The following is a 19230-nucleotide window of genomic DNA, read 5'->3' as shown; positions in this document are numbered from 1 at the left end:
TTATAAATTTACTTTCCGAATGCTCAATCAGGGTCGGTTATATTTTTTACGACTTCCCAAAGTAAAATCGATCCAGCGCAAGATACATTCAATGAATTTACAACACCAAACATAGGTATGTTGACTATTCTGTCACATAAAGATTTTAAATGAACACTCATCCCTTTGGCTTCATTACCAAGGATGATTAAAATCGGTGGTTTCAATTTTAGGTTCCTTAAAGGCTGCGAACCCAAGGAATCTGTACCAACAATTTGAATGCCACATCTTTCTTTTTCCGATTTAAGGAAGGTTTCCCACTGAGAGTGCGATTCTATAAAAATCAATTTTGTATGAAACACACTTCCTAAACTTGCTCGGATTACCTTAGGATCATAAACATCGATAGAATGTCCTAAAACAAAAACAGTATCTACACCGAAGGCATCTGCAGAACGTAGTATAGAACCAAAATTTCCTAAATCACTCGGCCTATCAAAAAGTAAGTAAAATGGTTTCTCTTTTTTTGTTAATTCTAAATCCGAAAAATCATATTGGCGAATTTTTGCCGTCACCATTAACTCAGACGGGTTTTCTTTTTCCGAAAGTTCACCATACAAATTAGGTGAAATTTCGAATTGTTTGGCAGTGGGAAATTTATGTAAAACAGATTCCCCCCAATGAGATAAATTCCCCTCCTCTCTAAATAAAATTCGAGTGATCTCCCAACCGGCCTCTATCAGCTGCTTAATGCCTTCCGTTCCCTCAACGAATACTTCCTTTTCTTGGCTACGTTTGGAACGATTGGTTCGTAAAGCTGATAGAACTTGAAATTCAGCATTTTTGACACTGATTTTGTAAGGCCGTTTACCTTTCATCACTATCGTTAAATCGTTACGGCAAGCCTTGTTCCTTGGTCGATCGAACGTTTTGCATCGAGTTCGGAAGCTAAATCCGCGCCGCCAATTAAATGCACAGGTATATTTGCCTTTTGTAATGGTTCCAAAAGGGTACGATTTGGATCTTGACCGGCACAAACCACAACAGTATCACATGGAATTTTTTTGGTTTCACCCTTCACTTCGATAACAATTCCATCCGCTTCTATTGATTTATAACTGACACCAGATATTTGAGTTACTTTACGATCTTCTAATGTAGTTTTATGAATCCAACCGGTAGTTTTTCCAAGAGTGGCTCCAAATTTACTATTAGACCTTTTCAACATAGTCACTTCTCTGTCAGAACTAGGTGTGTTTTTGATTCCTAATCCACCATCCTTTGTAATCTCTTGGTTAATGCCCCATTCTTTTAAATAATTTTCTTTGGTGAATGCATGTCCTGCATCTGTCAGTAATAAACTAACATCGTAACCAATACCTCCAGCACCCATAACGACTGCTCGTTTTCCAACTGATTTTCCTTTAAGAACAACATCAACGTAACTTAAAACATTTTCACCTTTAATTCCCGGAATTTCAGGAGTTCGAGGAATCACACCTGTCGCAAGCACTACCTCGTCAAATCCTTGTTTGATGAGATCTTCAGCAGAAACATAGGTGTTTAGTTTTAGTTGGACACCATGTTTTTTTACCATTTCACCGAAATATCGAATGGTTTCTTTGAATTCTTCTTTGCCAGGAATGCGGCGTGCAATGTTCAATTGACCACCAAGTTCCTCACCTGCATCAAACAAAGTTACAGAATGTCCACGTTCTGCCAAAGTTGTAGAACAAGCCATTCCACCAGGCCCTGCTCCCACTACCGCAACTTTTTTTGGGGAATTGGTTTTCCCAATAACAAGCTCTGTTTCATGACAAGCTCTCGGGTTCACCAAACAACTGCAAATTTTTCCTTGGAAAATATGATCGAGACAGGCTTGGTTACATGCTATACAAGTATTAATTTCTGCCGCTTTTCCAGCCGCAGCTTTATTCACAAAAAATGAATCTGCAAGGAATGGTCTTGCCATAGAAACCAAATCCGCGTCACCACGAGAAAGAACAGATTCCGCAATGTCTGGTGTATTGATACGGTTTGAAGTTACCAAAGGAATGTTCACATGACCTTTTACTTTAGCCGTCACCCAGGTAAAGGCAGCTCTTGGAACCATCATCGCTATTGTAGGAATTCGGGCTTCATGCCAACCAATACCTGTGTTAATAATCGTTGCTCCAGCTTTTTCGATTTCCTTAGCTAAAATTAAAACTTCGTCTATATTTCCGCCCTCTTCCACCAAATCTAACATAGACAAACGATAAATGATGATAAAATCTGTCCCTACACGTTTACGGACTGCTTTAATGATTTCGATGGGAAATTTGATCCGGTTTTCAAAACTTCCTCCCCATTCATCAGTACGGTTATTGGTACGTTTAGCTATGAATTGGTTGATGAGATATCCCTCGCTACCCATTATCTCAACTCCATCATAACCAGCTAACTTCGCTAATTCGGAACATCGAGCAAAATCCTCTATGGTTTGAAAAATTTCCTCTTCTGTCAAAGGGTGAGGTTTGAACATATTGATGGGAGCTCTCAGATTAGAGGCACCTACAATTTTATCATGGTATCCGTAGCGACCGGTGTGGAGGATCTGCATGGCAATTTTGCCACCTTCTTTGTGCACTGCCTCAGTCACTACTTTATGGTGTTTTGCTTCTTCTTCTGTATCCATGACCCCGCCGGCACGGGAAACTCGGCCTGCTGCATTGGGTGCAATCCCACCAGTGACAATCAAAGCCACTCCTCCCTTTGCTCTTTCACCATAAAAAGCAGCCATTCGTTCGTAACCATTGGGAGCTTCTTCAAGGCCCGTGTGCATAGAGCCCATAATGGTTCTATTGCGTAAGGTAGTAAATCCAAGGGAGAGAGGGGACAAAAGATTAGGATAAGATGTCATATCCTACAAAAATAGAAAATGGAAGATTTTGGCAAGATTTACTTGCAATTCAAAGAAGAACCGGTATAACAATCCCCTGTGGTGATTGAGACTGAAACTAAAAGCAAAAAAAATACGATTCTTTTTGTAGATGACGAATCAATAATATTGCTGAGTATGAAATCACAAGTAAAACAACATTTTGGAGAAAAATACAAATATCTTACCGCGGACAATGCCAAAGAAGGTTGGGACATTCTTCAAGAATTAGAAGGTGAAGGTAATTCAGTTTCCATTATTATTTCAGACTGGTCCATGCCTGGGATGAATGGTGATGAGTTTTTAAGAAAAGTACACAAATCCTATCCGCAAATTCAAAAAGTAATCATTACTGGATTTGCAGACCAAAAGTCCCTTGAAGAACTGAATCAGGAAATAGGTCCTATTTCTTGTTTAAAAAAACCTTGGGATGAAGTAGAGTTAATTTCGATCATTTCGAAAGCTATGCAAAACTAACTCTGTTTAGGAAGATAAATATAAAAAATTGTTTCACCAGGGATAGAACTTAGTTCAATCCTACCTCCATGTCGTTTTACAATTTTATTTACGATATCAAGTCCAAGTCCACTTCCTTCTCCAGGTGCTTTCGTAGTAAAAAACGGTTCAAAAATTTTTGATTGGATTTCTTTTGGAATTCCTGGTCCCGAATCCTTTAATGATACAAGAATTTCCGACCCAAGGTCTTTCACAGCAATCTCTAAATTACCAGTAAAGGACATGGCTTGTAAGGCATTATAAATCAAATTGGTCCAAACATGCAACAAATCATCCGGATAACAATCGATAGGTCCTACTGGATCAAAATCTTTCACTAAATTGATCCCACGTTTTAACTGGTTTTGGTATATGGTGAGTACGGTTTCAATAGTATCCGGTATCGATGCTAAATTCTTTTTTCCCGTCGCATCAAAATGTGAAAAATTCTTTAAAGCATACATAATTTTGGAAATTCGATCCACTGCCAATTGGATGGACCGAGTGTTCCTTCGAAATTGAATTTCTAAAGATAAATAATCTAAAAATACTTTTATATAATGAGATCGAAACAAAGGTAAATAACTTGGATCAATTTCACCAATTCCAAGGTCTACCCAAACCTCAGCAAATTCTTCGGCACATCCCAAATCAAAACCATCAGCCAAAAATATCTCTTTGTTTCGTTTTTTGCGTAATCGGTCTTCTTTTCCCGTATAAAACTCAATGGGTTGGTCTAAATTTCCTAAAATGGTTTTTACAATTTTTTGCTCTGGAACTGGAACCGATAGAATGGCTTCACGAAACAGTTGTGAGGCAATTCCGTAACGTTTTTGCCAATCCAACATACTCTGGTTAGATGCTTTTACCGCTCCTATGGGATTGTTGATCTCATGAGCAATACCTGCAATGAGCTGGCCTAGAGCAGCCAATTTTTCTGATTGGATGAGTTGTTCTTGAGTTCTTTTTAAATTTTCAAAAGCAGATTCTAATTCTAGTTTTTGTTTTTCGATTAGTTTGTTTTTATCACGTATTTCTGAATTGATGAGGCGCAGTTCCTCCACCTCTTTCAGTGGACTTAAATCAAAAATACTATATGCAATTGAATTACTATTTTTATATATGAAACGTTTGATAGAAACTAGAGCTGGGAAAAAATCACCATTTTTTTTTCGACAAACAATTTCAATCGATCCGGTTTGATTGGCTGCAATCATTTCGCGAATTTTACGAAGAGAAGATGTGGACAATAAATTCCGTATTTTTAATTTAGAAGTATCATCCAAATCATATCCAAATAATTTTTGAAATGCAAAATTGGAATCTTTAGCAGTTAACCCGTTTTCATCAAAAATCAAAAATGCTTCCGTCGAAAATTGATAAAAAGCTTCAAATCTTTCATCAGAAATTCTAAGTGCTTCTTCGCTCAATTTGATTTCGGTTATGTCGAGTACTGTCCCCCGCATATTAATAGGTTTACCATCTTTAGATCTAGTAATTTTTCCAAGGGCTTCAATCCAATGTAGTTTACCATCAGGATGATTAATTCTGTTTCGCAAACGATAAGCAGTACGACTCAAATCTTCCATAAGAAGTGAAGTTTCTTTCCCCAATAACTCCAAATCATCTTTGTGAGTGAGTTCAAAAAATTTTTGTTCCGTGACTTCGAAGTTTTCTCCAGGAAAACCGTAAATATTGTAAGTTTGTGGAGACCAATAGATTGATTTTGCTTCGATATCCCAACTCCAGATTCCCATCTTAGCGGCATCTAGTGCCATTACCAAACGTGATTCTGATTCTTTTAATGCAATATTTGCATCCATTTGTTTGGTCCTATCAATCATGGCACCAAACATACGATAGGCTTTTCCTTTATGATCGTAGAGGAAAATCCCATTGTCTTCGATATAAATATATTTCCCTGATTTTGTCTTATACCGATATTCCACAGTGAATTTGTTGTGATTGGAAAGTGAATCTTGAAATGCTTGTAAAGTAACTTCTCTATCTTCAGGATGAATGAATTCTATCCATTCTTTGTATCCAAATTTTTGATATTCCTCTAAAGTAAAACCTGTAATTTCTTGGATGGCCCCACCCCAAACATTTTCACCAGTATTAACATCCATATCATAAACTATACTTAATGAAAGTTCGGTGATTGTTCTATATTTGATTTCGTTATATTCTAATTTTTTTTGTTTGATTACATTTTCAGTAATGTCTGTAATCAAAAAGACAAGAAATATAATTTCGCCCGATTTATCAAAAACGGGAGACCCATTAATGGAAAGGTATTTTTTATTACCCTTTGCATCTTCAATGGCATGACGAATGTCTGTGACTGGTTTTTTTGATTTTAAAAGAATGTTGAAAGGTTGGTCTTCTTCTCTCCAAGGCCCACCATCCAAAGAAGAATTCTTCCATTCGGGGGCATCATAGGTCCTTGAAAGAATATCGTTTAGTTTGATTCCCAGAACAGACTCAGAGGCCGGATTGGCATACCGAATCTGACCCAAGGGATTAACAACCATCATGGCAGTGGAACTGACGTTCATGATGGTTGTCAAAAGCTCTACTTCAAAAAAACTCTCTTCTTCCGAAAGATGGCGTTCGGCAGGCTTTCCTATTTTTTTCGAATCTTCCTTTGAAAACTTCGGTTCCACGCACAAGTAGACTTATTTTTTTAAGGAAACCAATTTACTAGCTTCGATTTTTTGATAAATCGGGAGAATCACAAACAAAAAACGATCTAGAATCTGAATGAAACGAAATAGAAACGATGGGTAAACTTCTTTCGCATTAGATTTAATTCCATTCACCACTTTCTTAGCCACAGTTTCTGCTGATTGGCTTGGAAATGGAACGGGAACTTTTTTACCTGCGGCATCAAAGAACTGCGTTCTAGTTGCAATTGGATACACCACCATTGTCCGGTTTCCCGGCTTCATTTCAAACCGATATGCATCAATAAAAGAACGAACCGCTGCCTTTGTGGAAGAATACTGGGCATATCCGGGAAGTGCTAGATGACTCATAGCCGAAGCAGTGACGATAAATAAAAATGGTTCTTTTCTTGTAAGGTTTAATGTTACCAAACAATAAAGTGGAGAGTAAACATTCGTTCTATAAATTCGATCAATTCGATCCCAATCGGCATTTTCAATGACCTCATAATACGCAAAACCAGCATTCGCATAAAAAATGTCGATCCCGCCAATTTTTTTATCTGCATCTTTCAAAAGTTGATCCAAATTTTCTTTTTTGGAAACGTCACATTGGTAGGGAATTACATTGGGATGTGTGGGTATATTTTTTTCGTTCAAGTCACAGGCAAGGATTTTAACGCCTTCATACTTTAACATCTGCAAAACGGTCTCTTTTCCTATCCCAGACCCTGCTCCGGTGATTACGATTCTTTTATTTTTTAGTTCCATTGGCGAAACCTAAAACAAAGAGATAATGAATAAAGTTCTTTTTAATGAGACATCTAACTTTTTTTGGAACTATTTTATAAAATATCTTTACTGTGCCTTTTTGACTTATAGTGTTTGTTTCCCTGAGGAATCCTTATGAGCATAATTTTTGATCGTATTTTCAAATTCTTCTATAAGTATATTTCCTATAGTTTTGCGATCGTTTTCTTTTCTCTTTTGGGAGCCTTTTTTGGTGCCTTTTATGCTTATTTCTTTGGATCTGCATTAATTCCGGACTTTACTGCAGAAAACCATCCCCAAGTGGTTTTTGTATTTTTGGTTACAACTGCTCTCGCTGCCCTCGGACATAGCATCGAATTTGGAATTCTTAGTCCCTTTGGTTTTTTCGGCTTCCGTTCTGACACAAAAAAGCTAAACACAATTCTTAAACCAAATGAAACGATCCGTCATAAAGATATTTTTGTTTTGGAAAGTTTACTAAACACCATCATCAATTTTCCTAAAGAGAATATGTTTGCAGCTTTTCGATATGCCATTTTTATTTTTATCTCCGTATCCATTACACATTTAATTTATAATTACCCTTTATATGAACTCGCACTTATTTTTGTCGGTTGGTTAACAGCAGCTTTTGTTTATGGCGGATTTTCATATATCATTTCCGATTATTTTACAGGCTCCAAAAGAGTAGAAATAAAGAAAATTTTGTCTTACCGTGATGTAACCATTCACAAAAACCACGGGATCATGAGTTTAAAAGGAAAGTTCGTTTTTTTATTAATCCTTATACTACTTTCTCTAAGTGTTCTTGCTGTGTTTATTTCCTTTGGCAATGCAAGCCTAATCAAAATTTCAGCATTTATCACTATGACTTTCTTTGAAGCGGTAATCCTCATCTTTATGTTTTTTCAATCTATCAATTTAACACTCGAACAAATCAACGAATCGGCAAATAGTTTAGCTAGTGGAGGCAGTGGTTCTCTTCCTATTTTATCAATCGATAAAGAGTTTATTCAATTTGCAGAGAATTTCGAAAAAGCAACAAAAGAGGTTGGAAGAATTCGCGAAAACTTACAAGAATTAGTGGAAGCAAAAACCTCCGAATTAAGGAATAGTTTAGAAACAGTTGAGTTTTTAAAAAAACAACAAGATGGGGACTATTTTTTAACTTCTCTTTTGATTAAACCTTTAAGTTTAAACAAGACACTCGGCACCAATGTAAAAACAGATTTTTTCATCAAACAAAAGAAAACTTTCACCTTTCACGGAAGAGAAAACGAAATTGGTGGTGATATTTGTATCGCAAGAACGGTTTCCCTTCGTGGTAAGGATTATACATTTTTTTTAAATGCGGATGCAATGGGAAAGTCCTTACAAGGAGCTGGCGGTGTACTTGTGCTCGGTGCAGCCGTTCAGTCCATTTTAGAAAGGTCTTTGGCAGTAGAATCAGTAAAACAACTGTATGCCGAAAGATGGATTAAAAACTCATTCCAAGAGCTACACCATATATTTGAAAGTTTCGATTGTTCAATGTTAGTTTCGATGGTTATGGGACTCATTGACGACGAAACTGGTCTAGTTTATTATATCAATGCGGAACATCCTTGGTCGGTTTTATACCGAAATGGGAAATCAGAATTTATAAAAACCAACTCGGAATTAAGAAAATTGGGCACTCCATTTAAGGAAAATGCATTAGAAATATCCACCTTACAAATGATTGCCGGTGATATTTTGATTTTAGGTTCGGATGGCCGCGATGATATTGAATTTGTTACACAAACAGAATATAGGAAAATCAACCACGATGAAGAATTATTTTTACACCATGTGCAAAATGGTAACGGAGACTTAGAAAAAATTTACAAATCCATTTTAGAAACAGGGGAACTAACGGATGATTTGAGCTTAATGAGAATTTCCTTTAAAGAACATTTTACTCTTCCTCCCAGGTCCATCCGAAAAGAATCTTATGAACTAATGAGAAAGGCAAGATCCAATATCAAGGATAACCTTTTGGAAAATGCCAAAGAAAACTTAATCGAAGCAAACAAAATCAATCCAGAAAACCAAGAAATTCTCAGAGCACTTTTACGCCTTTTAGTGCGAACAAAAGATTACAAATTTGCATCTGAAAAATTTAATACATACATAGAAGAATTTCCTGGCGATACAGATCTTATTTATTTAGCATCGTTCACTTACAAACAAACCAAAGAATACGGAAAAGCCATTGATATGGGTGAAAGGATTCGTCTACGAAACCCTGGTCACCTTTCGAATTTACTACGTCTTGTGCAACTTTACCTTTTAGTAGGCAATTTGCCTAAAGCAGAAAAAACATTAAATCTGGCCTCACTTCTAACGGTCGATTCCAAACGACTGGCAAGTTTAAAATCCGAAATAGATAATATGCGAAGTAAAGTTCTTGATTAAATAGAATCGTAGTTAGAGGGTCGTTCAACGGAAACATGATTGAACCCCGATGACCAAAAACTAACCAAACTACCTGCTATGATGGAGCAAACAATCCAGCGATTTGTTCAAGTTTGCCCGGTCAAGATGGACAAATACAAAGAGGTCTAATTCCAAGTTATTCCGGCCCAAACGGAATGTGCGAGCCTCAATGTTGGTTGGGGGAAACGATTTAAAAACGAATAACAGCACCAATCGCACACGTTGTGTTTCCGATTTTTAAGGTTTGGCGAAAAATACCTTAAATGAAAAATAGAAATCCCAAACCTTAATGTTTACGAGAATTGTTTATATTTCCCTTCTTCTTACCTTAGTTTTACAATGTACGACCATTGGATTCCATGAAAAAAAAATCAGAGAAAGAATGGAATTCGGAGAAGAAAGTAAGTTTCGTGTTTGTCTGATTTCAGAGCCAAATATCACAAAAGATGAAATCTCCGATTTATTTACCGCTTGGAACGAGGAACTTTTATACTATAAACTCAAAGCCGAACCCGTATTATTAGAAACTTTGGAAAGGCCCGGATTTTGGGGCACAGATATTTTAGGTTATTTAATGGATCGCCAATTAACAAAAGATTGTGACAGGTTACTGTATTTAAAAGGCCGAACTTGGGGAGATATTAGTTTTGAAATTTTAACCCTTGGGATTTTTGTAGGAGTTGGTTTAAAATTAGAAGTCCAAGGTGCTGTAGAAGGTCATACAAATACTAGAGGATATATCAAAGCCAAATATATCTCCACCATACAAATGTTATTCACAAGCCCAAATTCCACTCTCATCCATGAAGGATACCATCTACTAGGATGTGGCCACCAACTTTTTATGGAAGAATGTTATAAAAGAATTAGAGATGTAAAACTCCTTCTGACTGACCCCAATAGAGATCCGCATTTTTTTCCGGTCATCACTACTAATGGAAAAAAAATCTTAACCAGGCCGGAATTTTTAACCTTCCCTAACAACGAATAATTTTTAAATCAAAATTCTCTGCGAAATAAACTAAAATCAAATTCATACCCTATTTTTAGCTACGGACACTTACGAGTCAGCTTCTCATTAGTTTGGACTTGCTTTTGTCCTCCTGTTTTTTGTAACATGCATACAGAAAGATTTATGAATCATTTTTTTATTTCGCTTTTGGCAATGTTTTTCTTCGTTTCCTGCTCCACGCCCAAATCGGAAAATCTTTGCGACACAGAAAACGCAAAATTCATTCCTAATTTATTATTTCGATTTCTGATCAAAGATAAAAGTTACCAATGCGGGTACAAATTGAATTCAAATCCGCCTGCCTGTGAACTCAATTATGAAGAAACCCATTTGGATGCCAATTGGCCTGCCGTCAAAAAAGAAATGGAATCCCAGTTTCTATTGGGATCAGGACCCGAAGAATCCTTAATCCAATATAGACCAGAAGCAATCAATGCCGTAATCAGTTCCAGTTATCCTGCCTTCCAAGGAGCCTTAAACGCACCCAATGGGAATGTTTATATTGTTCCTTATTATTCTCCTAAAATTCTGGAAGTGGATCCTATCAATAAATCCTTTTCAATCATGGGGACTTTTTCTGAATCTGTGGAAAGAATCGGTGGTGCCCTAGGCCCTGCCGGTATCCTATATTTTGCACCACACCTTGTAGCCGATTTTTATGCTTTTGATACAAACAATAAGTCCTTGTCAATTTTGGGAAACGAAACAATGGCAGGGTCAGCCTATAACGGAGCCATCTATGCACCGAATGGTAAAATTTACTATGTTCCAAGCACAGAAACCAGCATTCGATATTATGATACGAATACAAAAACCATTGGTCAGGTGGCTACACCCACAAGTGGCGGATTTTCAACAGGGGTTCTCACCCCTCAAGGTAAAATTTATTTCATTCCTCTAGTCAGTACTAGTATGTATATTTTGGATACAAAGGATGATTCTGTCACTACCCACCCTTATGTATTTCCAGGTGGAAGTGCTTATATTTCAGGGATTCTCACTCCCAATGGGAGAATCTATATGATTCCACATTCCGTTGCAGAAATTCTTTATCTAGATTTAGCAACAAATGAAATTGTTTTGGCAGGCAGTGTTCCCAGTCCTGGGTCTAGTATGTTTAATGGAGCAGTACTTGCTCCCAACGGTAAAATTTATCCCATCCCGGAGAACTATTCAAATTTTATTTCCTTCGATACAAAAGACCATACGATAAAGACACTGTTTCCTAGACCCGCCGGTTCTTATCGTGGTGGAGCGCTCGGTCCCGATGGAGAAATTTATTTAGCACCCCATATAGCCAATCGGTTTGATTTAATCCAAACGGGTTCCCTTGGAAGATTTTGTCAATCGCTTAGGCTTTCGCCCTATTGGAACAAACTCTAAAACAAATTTTGTCCCATAATTTCTAGATTCCGTTCGTCCGATGAAATGTAGTTTTTCTACAGCGGACTAAACAATCGATGAAATCGTTCAATCAAAACAGTAGTATATCATTTGCACAGTTTGCCGATAAACTACCTTTTGGAATTATTGTATTTCAATCTCCTACTTCAAATTATTCTTTAGATAGTAAGTTAGTTTATACAAATCCTCTTGCAAGAACCCTCTTGAAGTTTTCGACTTATAACGAAAAGACTCTTACTGTAGAGGAATTTCTCCCAAACTTACATAGAGAAGGATTCCTTTCCAAAATCCTCTCTGACCTATCCGAAAAAAAAATTTCACAAATTTATCTAAACGCAGATCTTTTATTAAACCAAAAATCAGAGAACCATAAGCTCTTCTCAGTTTTAACCCAAGAACTTTCAGAAAGCCATTTTTATTTTTTAATTGAAGATGTCACCGAAGCAACGTTTGCTGAAAAAACTTTTCGAGAAAACGAATTTAGATTAAACCATGTTTTAAAAACAATGATCAACGGGGTTGTTGTAACCAACCTTGAAGGACAAATTACATATGCAAACGAAAGTGCTGCTAATATTCTTTCCCTAAGCATCGATAAACTCCAAAACAAATACTTCGCTAGTAAAGATTGGCATCAAATTCGAGAGGATGGTTCAAGTTTACCAAAGGAAGAACTTCCATTAGCAGAAGCCTTGGGAAAACAAAAAACAGTATATAACTTTGAACATGGAATCATTTCGGAGGGGGAAAAGGTAAAATGGCTAAGTATCAATGCTGCCCCGCTTTACGACGAACAAGGAAAATTAGAAGGAGCTACCGCAAGTTTCCTTGATATCACAGAATTAAAAAACACGGAACATAGAATCCAATCAAAAAATAGAAAATTAAAAGGAGTTTTAGATGCCATCGAAAGATCTGCGATTGTCAGTGTGACTGACACAAAAGGCATCATACAAAGAGTAAACCAAAAGTTTATACAAATTTCTGGTTATTCAGAAAGCGAATTGATAGGTTCCGATCACAGAAAACTCAATTCCAAATTTCATCCAAGAGAGTTTTGGGAAAAGATGTGGAATGACATTCTCTCAGGTCTTCCTTGGGAAGGAGTCATTCGTAACCAATCTAAACAAGGAAATTTTTTCTGGTTACAAACCTTCATCCATCCCTTATATGACTCCAAAGATACTATTGAATCTTTTTTATCCATAAGATTTAATATCACAGAAGAAGTAGAAGCACTAGAAAACACCAATCGGATGTTACACTTTACTGGAATCCAAAACAGTAAATTACAAAACTTTGCCTATATTGTTTCTCATAACATTCGCCAACACTCCTCCAACTTTACCTCTTTAATCGACTTATTAGAAGATAGTCCAACAGAGGAAGAAAGAAAAAACATCGTGAAAATGTTACATGCATCTTCTGAGAAACTAAATGAAACCATCACTCATTTAAATGATATTATCTCTATCAACCAAATGTTAAACAAACCAGTGGAAGTTTGTTCCATAGAAGAAGAAATTCAAAAAACTTTAAACATTCTAAAAGGATCTATCGAATCGAGAAATATTGAACTGAGTTTAGATATTGAAGAACACTTAGAACTTAAAATCATTCCTGCTTATTTGGAAAGTATTCTCTTAAACTTGGTTTCCAATGCCATCAAGTATGTACGTTTAAAGAATGGAGCTTTTATTAAAATTAGTGCCAGGAAAATCCACGGCCAAGTGCAACTAGTAGTAGAGGATAATGGACTTGGTATCAATTTAGAAAAACACGGAAGTAAAATTTTTGGAATGTTTAAAACATTTCATAAAAACGAAGACGCACGTGGGATTGGGCTTTTTATCACCAAATCACAAGTGGAAGTTCTTGGAGGAAGTATTTCAGTAGAAAGTACGGAAGGAATTGGTTCCACATTCACAGTATCCCTCCCGGTAAATCCCAACCAGGTGGTTCCCTTTTAGGTCTGGCTTAGCTTGGAACGCTAGGTTTACAGAATCTTTCCTTCTCACTGTTAACGTCAGAACCTACCATTCGGTCTTGACAATCTCACCCAACACACGAGCCTTACCTTAGTGATCCGTGGGCAAGACCCTCGGACGTACCAATGACATAAGGAAATCCATGAAAGTCCACGAATACCAGGCCAAAGAAATCCTACGTAGACACAATGCCAACGTTCCCTTCGGAAAGGTCATCGACACTGTCGGTGAATTCGAAAAGGCATATAGCGAAGTTGTCCAAAAATCACCCGTTGTGGTGGTAAAAGCCCAAATCCACGCTGGTGGACGAGGAAAAGGTGGCGGGGTCAAAGTCGCAAAGACAAAAGATGACGCCAAAGCTGCAGCAGAGAAAATTCTCGGAATGCAACTCATCACCCCTCAGACAGGCCCAGAAGGCAAAAAAGTTCTGAAAGTGTATTTGGAACAAGGTCTTGAAATTGCAAAAGAATACTACCTTTCCATCCTACTTGATCGCGCATTCCGTAAAACCATCATCATGGCATCCACTGAAGGTGGAATGGAAATCGAAGAAGTAGCGGAAACTCACCCAGAAAAAATCATCAAAATTCAGATTGATCCGGGTATTGGAATCCAAGGTTCTCAAGTGCGGGAACTCGCATTTGCTTTAGGAATTCCAACGGAAGCACAAAAGTCTTTTACAGCTCTTGTAAATTCAGTATACAATGCCTATATCAAAGAAGATGCAGCTCTTCTAGAAATTAACCCACTGATTCTCACAAAACAAAACGAGATCATTGCCGGTGACTGCAAGATGGATTTAGATGAAAATGCTCTTTATCGTCACCCTGAAAATGAAGCACTTCGTGATATCTCCGAAGAAGATCCATATGAAGTAAAAGCAAAAGAATACAACCTCAACTATGTTAAGTTAGATGGTAACATTGGTTGTATGGTCAATGGTGCTGGTCTTGCTATGGCAACTATGGACATCGTTAAGTTAGCTGGTGCAGAACCTGCCAACTTTTTGGACGTCGGAGGTGGAGCAAACCCTACTACGGTAGAAAACGGTTTTCGACTCATCCTTTCTGATCCAAACGTAAAAGGTATCTTTGTAAACGTATTTGGTGGAATCGTTCGTTGTGACCGAGTGGCTGTGGGAATTATAGAAGCTACCAAAAAAGTAAACGTATCGGTGCCAGTAGTGGTTCGATTGAAAGGAACCAATGCGGAAGAAGGGAAAAAAATCCTGAACGAATCCGGTATGAACATTGTTGGAGTAGAAGGACTCCGTGACGCGGCAGACAAAATTGTCTCCCTAATCAAAAAATAGGAACTATAAAACATGGCTGTATTAGTTGATGAAAACACAAGAGTAGTCGTCCAAGGGATCACCGGTAAGGAAGGATCCTTTCATGCGACTCAAATGTTGGAATATGGTACAAAAGTTGTTGCTGGAGTGACTCCAGGCAAAGGTGGCCAAATCTGGACTTCCGAAACAGGAAAAACTGCTCCAGTTCGTAATACCATAAAAGATGCGATGAAAGAAGACGGTGCCAACGCTGCCGTAATCTTTGTTCCACCTCCGTTTGCTGCCGATGCTATTTTGGAAGGAATTTTTGCAGAGATCCCACTTGTGGTTTGTATCACAGAAGGAATCCCTACTCACGATATGCTAAAAGTTTATAGCGTACTTCGTAACTCCAAAACCAAACTAGTGGGACCAAACTGCCCAGGAGTCATTAACCCTCGTTACAGTGTAAAGATGGGAATTATGCCTGGTTTTATCCACACTCCTGGAAATATCGGAATCGTTTCCCGTTCTGGAACTTTGACTTACGAATCTGTTGCGGCTCTTACAGCAGCAGGCCTTGGTCAATCCACTTGTATCGGAATCGGGGGAGACCCAGTTCCTGGAATGAACCATACAGAAGCGGTTCGTCTTTTGAACGAAGATCCAGATACAGAAGGTATTGTCATGATTGGTGAAATCGGTGGAACTTCGGAAGAAGAAGCGGCCGCTTACATCAAAGCCCACGTGAAAAAACCAGTAGTAGGTTTTATCGCAGGGCAAACTGCTCCTCCAGGAAAACGTATGGGCCATGCCGGTGCGATCATTTCTGGGGGAATGGGAACTGCAACTTCAAAAATTGCGGCGATGCAAGACGCTGGTGTCAGCATCTGCGCCCATATTGGTGAAGTTGGTGAAAAAATGAAACTGGCCCTAAAAAAATAAGGGTTCTTTTCAAAAAAAACAGCTATTCAAAGGAAATGAGGAGTCTGAATTAACAGTATGGAACAACGTTCATGGGTTTCAAGTACATTGATCCTCCTCGTTTCCGTGGGCCTTTTGGCTGCGGAATCTGGAGATAAGGGATTTACACTTAGTTTACAAGATGCAGTCAAATATGCCGTTGATAACAACCGCGAGGTCATGCAGGCCCGTTTGGAGTTAGCAAAAGCCGATTCAAACTTAATGAAGTTTGAGAGTAAGTATTCTTGGCGCGCACTTTCTAAAGCGGAAATTGATGAGAAAAAATTCCCTTTCAACCAAAACAATATCTTTACGGGAACAAAAACTCAAACCAATACCTATAGTGCTGGGCTTGAAAAACTTTTTACCACAGGAACTTATTTTAAAATAGAAGCCAAATCGCAACGATTTGACTCGAACGCATTTGAAGATCCGAATAAAACACCATCTGGATTTGGCGCTCTTGGCCTTCCTCCATTATATACAGATACCCTTTCGGTTACCATTGCTCAAGATTTGTTAAAAAATGCCTTTGGTGCCAATGAGAGGAATTCGGAAAAAATCCTCGAAAACCAAACGGAGATCATGCGTGAGCAAATGGAAGACCAAGTGGCAAACAAAGTAGTAGCCACTCTTGTTGACTATTGGAATTACTCAGTTAAGGAATCAGGATACCAAACTTTCGAACAACTTTTAAAGAACACAAAGAATGTAAGGGACCTCACCATTCGTAAACAAGGTCTTGGACTTTCTGAAAGTTTCGAGGTCAACCAATGGAATGCCCTCCTCTCCCAAGTGGAAGGCCAAATGGCACAAGCTAGCGCTGAAAGAGAAGAAGCTCGTCGTAAACTGATTCGTTCTTTGAATTTACCTGAAGATACAATCTTTCAAAAGACAACTCCACTTTCGGAAACTCTGCCAACAAAATTGGATTACGCGGCCGATATCGATTATGCATATAAACATAGGGCCGATTTTAAGGCCATAGTTCGCAAAAAAGAAAATGCAGAACTTAGCATGAAAACAGCCAAAAACGAAGCGCTCCCCTCTTTAAAAGCGGCGGGAACTTACGGCTACCAAGCTCAAAATACAATTAGTCCGCAAAACAATTATTCGGACAATAGAGCTGGTGTATTTTCTTACCAATACCCAGTGATGCAAGGTTCCTTGGATCTTTCCTATCCGATTATGGATAAAGGGGTCAAAGCAGGAATTCGCGATGCAGAAATCCAAAAACGTCAAGTTTCTTTGGAAGAAGCAGACCTTGTCAAAGCTGTTGCGGATGATGTTAAAACAAGAATTGATATCTTAAAAGCTTCTTTCCAAGTGATGGAAAATGCAAAACGAACCGAAGAAGAATCTAAAAAATACTATAACGGTGTTTTACGATCCTTCCAACAAGGACGTTTCAACGCACTTGCTGTAAAAAATGCCTTGGACACTCATGTCCAGGACCAATTGACTCTTGTTCGTGCCAAAGTAGATTTCAACATTAACTTACATAGATACTATGTTGCTAAAAATGCTTTATTTGAAGAATACGGAGTGGAAAGATCCAAACTCCTACCAGAAAATCTTTAAGAAAAAAGCGGGAGATACCATTTGATACGCTCCCGTGTATTTCTCGCAGTTAGTTTACTTTTCCTTTTTGTAGTTCTAGTTACTTATGCCTTTGTTGACTTTCGCGAGAGAGAAGACAAAGCTTATGATCTTTATAAGTCTGAGTCCTATCGCAAAGTACTTGGACTTTATAAGGAAAAAGAAATTCCCGCAAATGAACTAGAACTCACCCTCCTTTCCGAGTCCATATCTCAGTTAGAAAAAAAACTAAACGAAAAAGAAACAACCAAAGAGCTTCTAACCTTTTTCCAAAAACGTTCAGGAACGAAACTTGTAGAATGGGAAACCACACGCGGAACCTATTACCATGTAGAAGATCCCTACTTTCCCAATTTGAAAAAACATGGGGATGGTTACAAAAGAGCCCTAATCACAAAAATTATCACCATCACCAAACCCATTCCAAAATCAGAAGTCAAAAACCTACTTCTCAGTCTTATTTTGGAAGATCCTCGCGGAATGGAGGAAAAGTTTAGTCGTGCTTTGTCCAATTTACTCAGTTATTCCTTTGAGTCCATTGGTGAAATTGAATCCGATTTTCTAGTGCAGACCTTACATTTTTTATCGAATCACCCAAATACAAATCTGTTTCACCAAACAGCCATATTACGTGGAAAAAATGTGAATCTTCGAAGTGGTCCGGGTCGTGAAAATGCTGAAGTCGGAAAAATCAGCGAACCAGAAAGAGCCTTTTGTTTAGAAGAAGATCCGACAGCGGAAACCATAGTTGGAAATTTAGGACATTGGAAACGTTGTTACTTTCCAAACCTTCAAAAATCAGCTTGGATTTTTTCTGGATTTTTGACGGAAGTTCCGCCGGATCCCAATCTCATTGCTGAATTCGAAAAACGATTTAAGTCGGTCGAGAATGAAATTCGAATCGATTTTGAGGGTTGGAACGGGAACCAAATACCCTCTACTTTTTTTGGAAACTATATAGCCCGTGATTCAATTCGCATTTCTGGCGAAACTGGTTTTCCCATTTATGGAATTTCAAAAGATACAAAGGCACTTGAAAGAATTTGCAAAAAACTATCAGGTGACAAAAACTATTTTGAGTTTTCCTTCCAACCAACAGACGCAAAGAACCCTATTCCGTTTTTGGAATTACATCTAAATTACGATAACAAGGAACACCTTGCTTATTCCTTATCTCTAGATAAAGAATCCATTTGGGTAAATAAAAATCGATATGTCCTCGACGGAGAAAAAAGAAGAGAAAACCTGTCCTTACATATTGAATCCCGAGAGGGGGACAAATGGAACGCTAGCCTTTGGCGGAGAAACACGGGGCTCTTTCAGTCGATTCGTTCTCTTCCTTTGGATGAATCGGCATTGAACTCGAGAAGGTACTCCTGGGAAATTTGTTTACCTTTGGCAAAAGAACCTAACCGGGAAAAAGTAATACTATTTGAAATTAGAACAGGAATCCATTAGAGGAGGAAACTATGGCTACCTACGACTACCATTGTAATACATGTGGAAAAGAATTTGAACACGTTCAGTCAATGAAAGATGATGCACTCACCCATTGCCTTTGTGGTAAAAATGGATCTGTCGAAAGACGAATTTCGGCCAGTGCTGGAATCATCTTTAAAGGTTCTGGTTTTTATGTTACCGATTATAAAAAAGATAATTCTGCTCCGTCTTCTGGAAGTACGGATTCAGGTACGACGTAAGGTAAT

General features: G+C 38.0%; 14 protein-coding genes. 10 read left to right on the top strand and 4 right to left on the bottom strand.

Features of this window, described 5'->3' with window-relative positions:
- Nucleotides 1-23: 23 nt before the first annotated feature.
- Nucleotides 24-857, bottom strand: a complete 834-nt coding sequence (locus EHQ31_RS01360) for a TrmH family RNA methyltransferase (RefSeq protein ID WP_135568903.1) — start codon at nucleotides 855-857, stop codon at nucleotides 24-26.
- 8 nt (nucleotides 858-865) lie between these two features.
- A complete protein-coding gene (locus EHQ31_RS01355) occupies nucleotides 866-2881 on the bottom strand; it encodes an oxidoreductase (protein ID WP_135568901.1) in 2016 nt (671 codons plus the stop codon).
- A 117-nt stretch (nucleotides 2882-2998) separates the two neighbouring features.
- Between EHQ31_RS01355 and EHQ31_RS01350 the strand changes: the two genes are divergently transcribed.
- Nucleotides 2999-3376 (top strand): response regulator, encoded by a 378-nt coding sequence (locus EHQ31_RS01350; protein WP_420844103.1) that lies wholly within the window; start codon nucleotides 2999-3001, stop codon nucleotides 3374-3376.
- On the opposite strand, the gene EHQ31_RS01345 is transcribed toward EHQ31_RS01350, so the two are convergent.
- Together EHQ31_RS01345 and EHQ31_RS01340 are read right to left on the bottom strand one after the other, a co-directional pair.
- Complete coding sequence (locus EHQ31_RS01345) at nucleotides 3373-5952, bottom strand: PAS domain-containing protein (protein WP_420844102.1); 2580 nt, start codon at nucleotides 5950-5952, stop codon at nucleotides 3373-3375. The two genes, EHQ31_RS01350 and EHQ31_RS01345, sit on opposite strands and share 4 nt — an antisense overlap.
- A gap of 120 nt (nucleotides 5953-6072) precedes the next feature.
- Complete coding sequence (locus tag EHQ31_RS01340) at nucleotides 6073-6831, bottom strand: SDR family NAD(P)-dependent oxidoreductase (protein ID WP_135568894.1); 759 nt, start codon at nucleotides 6829-6831, stop codon at nucleotides 6073-6075.
- A gap of 135 nt (nucleotides 6832-6966) precedes the next feature.
- On the opposite strand from EHQ31_RS01340, the gene EHQ31_RS01335 reads away from it, so the two are divergent.
- The 9 genes from EHQ31_RS01335 to EHQ31_RS01295 all read left to right on the top strand — a co-directional run bounded on the left by EHQ31_RS01335 (nucleotide 6967) and on the right by EHQ31_RS01295 (nucleotide 19224).
- Nucleotides 6967-9267 (top strand): PP2C family protein-serine/threonine phosphatase, encoded by a 2301-nt coding sequence (locus EHQ31_RS01335; protein WP_135568891.1) that lies wholly within the window; start codon nucleotides 6967-6969, stop codon nucleotides 9265-9267.
- Nucleotides 9268-9577: 310 nt separating this feature from the next.
- Complete coding sequence (locus EHQ31_RS01330; protein ID WP_135568889.1) at nucleotides 9578-10279, top strand: hypothetical protein; 702 nt, start codon at nucleotides 9578-9580, stop codon at nucleotides 10277-10279.
- 144 nt (nucleotides 10280-10423) lie between these two features.
- Nucleotides 10424-11683 carry a Vgb family protein gene (locus EHQ31_RS01325; RefSeq protein ID WP_135568885.1) on the top strand — a complete coding sequence of 420 codons (1260 nt, stop codon included), beginning with the start codon at nucleotides 10424-10426 and terminating at the stop codon, nucleotides 11681-11683.
- A gap of 77 nt (nucleotides 11684-11760) precedes the next feature.
- On the top strand, nucleotides 11761-13674 hold the full coding sequence (locus tag EHQ31_RS01320; protein ID WP_135568882.1) for a PAS domain-containing sensor histidine kinase: 1914 nt from the start codon (nucleotides 11761-11763) through the stop codon (nucleotides 13672-13674).
- A gap of 160 nt (nucleotides 13675-13834) precedes the next feature.
- Entirely contained in the window at nucleotides 13835-15004 is a 1170-nt protein-coding gene (gene sucC, locus EHQ31_RS01315; RefSeq protein ID WP_135568879.1) for an ADP-forming succinate--CoA ligase subunit beta, read from the top strand.
- A 12-nt stretch (nucleotides 15005-15016) separates the two neighbouring features.
- A complete protein-coding gene (gene sucD, locus EHQ31_RS01310) occupies nucleotides 15017-15907 on the top strand; it encodes a succinate--CoA ligase subunit alpha (RefSeq protein WP_135568877.1) in 891 nt (296 codons plus the stop codon).
- A gap of 57 nt (nucleotides 15908-15964) precedes the next feature.
- Nucleotides 15965-17506, top strand: a complete 1542-nt coding sequence (locus EHQ31_RS01305) for a TolC family protein (RefSeq protein WP_135568874.1) — start codon at nucleotides 15965-15967, stop codon at nucleotides 17504-17506.
- Between the two features lie 21 nt (nucleotides 17507-17527).
- Nucleotides 17528-18982 carry an SH3 domain-containing protein gene (locus EHQ31_RS01300; RefSeq protein WP_135568870.1) on the top strand — a complete coding sequence of 485 codons (1455 nt, stop codon included), beginning with the start codon at nucleotides 17528-17530 and terminating at the stop codon, nucleotides 18980-18982.
- A gap of 11 nt (nucleotides 18983-18993) precedes the next feature.
- Nucleotides 18994-19224 (top strand): FmdB family zinc ribbon protein, encoded by a 231-nt coding sequence (locus EHQ31_RS01295; RefSeq protein WP_135568867.1) that lies wholly within the window; start codon nucleotides 18994-18996, stop codon nucleotides 19222-19224.
- Nucleotides 19225-19230: the final 6 nt, after the last annotated feature.

The organism is Leptospira montravelensis, assembly GCF_004770045.1.
Classification (GTDB): Bacteria; Spirochaetota; Leptospiria; order Leptospirales; family Leptospiraceae; genus Leptospira_A; species Leptospira_A montravelensis.
The sequence above is the reverse complement of the archived record's forward strand: the minus strand, read 5'-3'. Positions and strand labels throughout refer to the sequence as shown.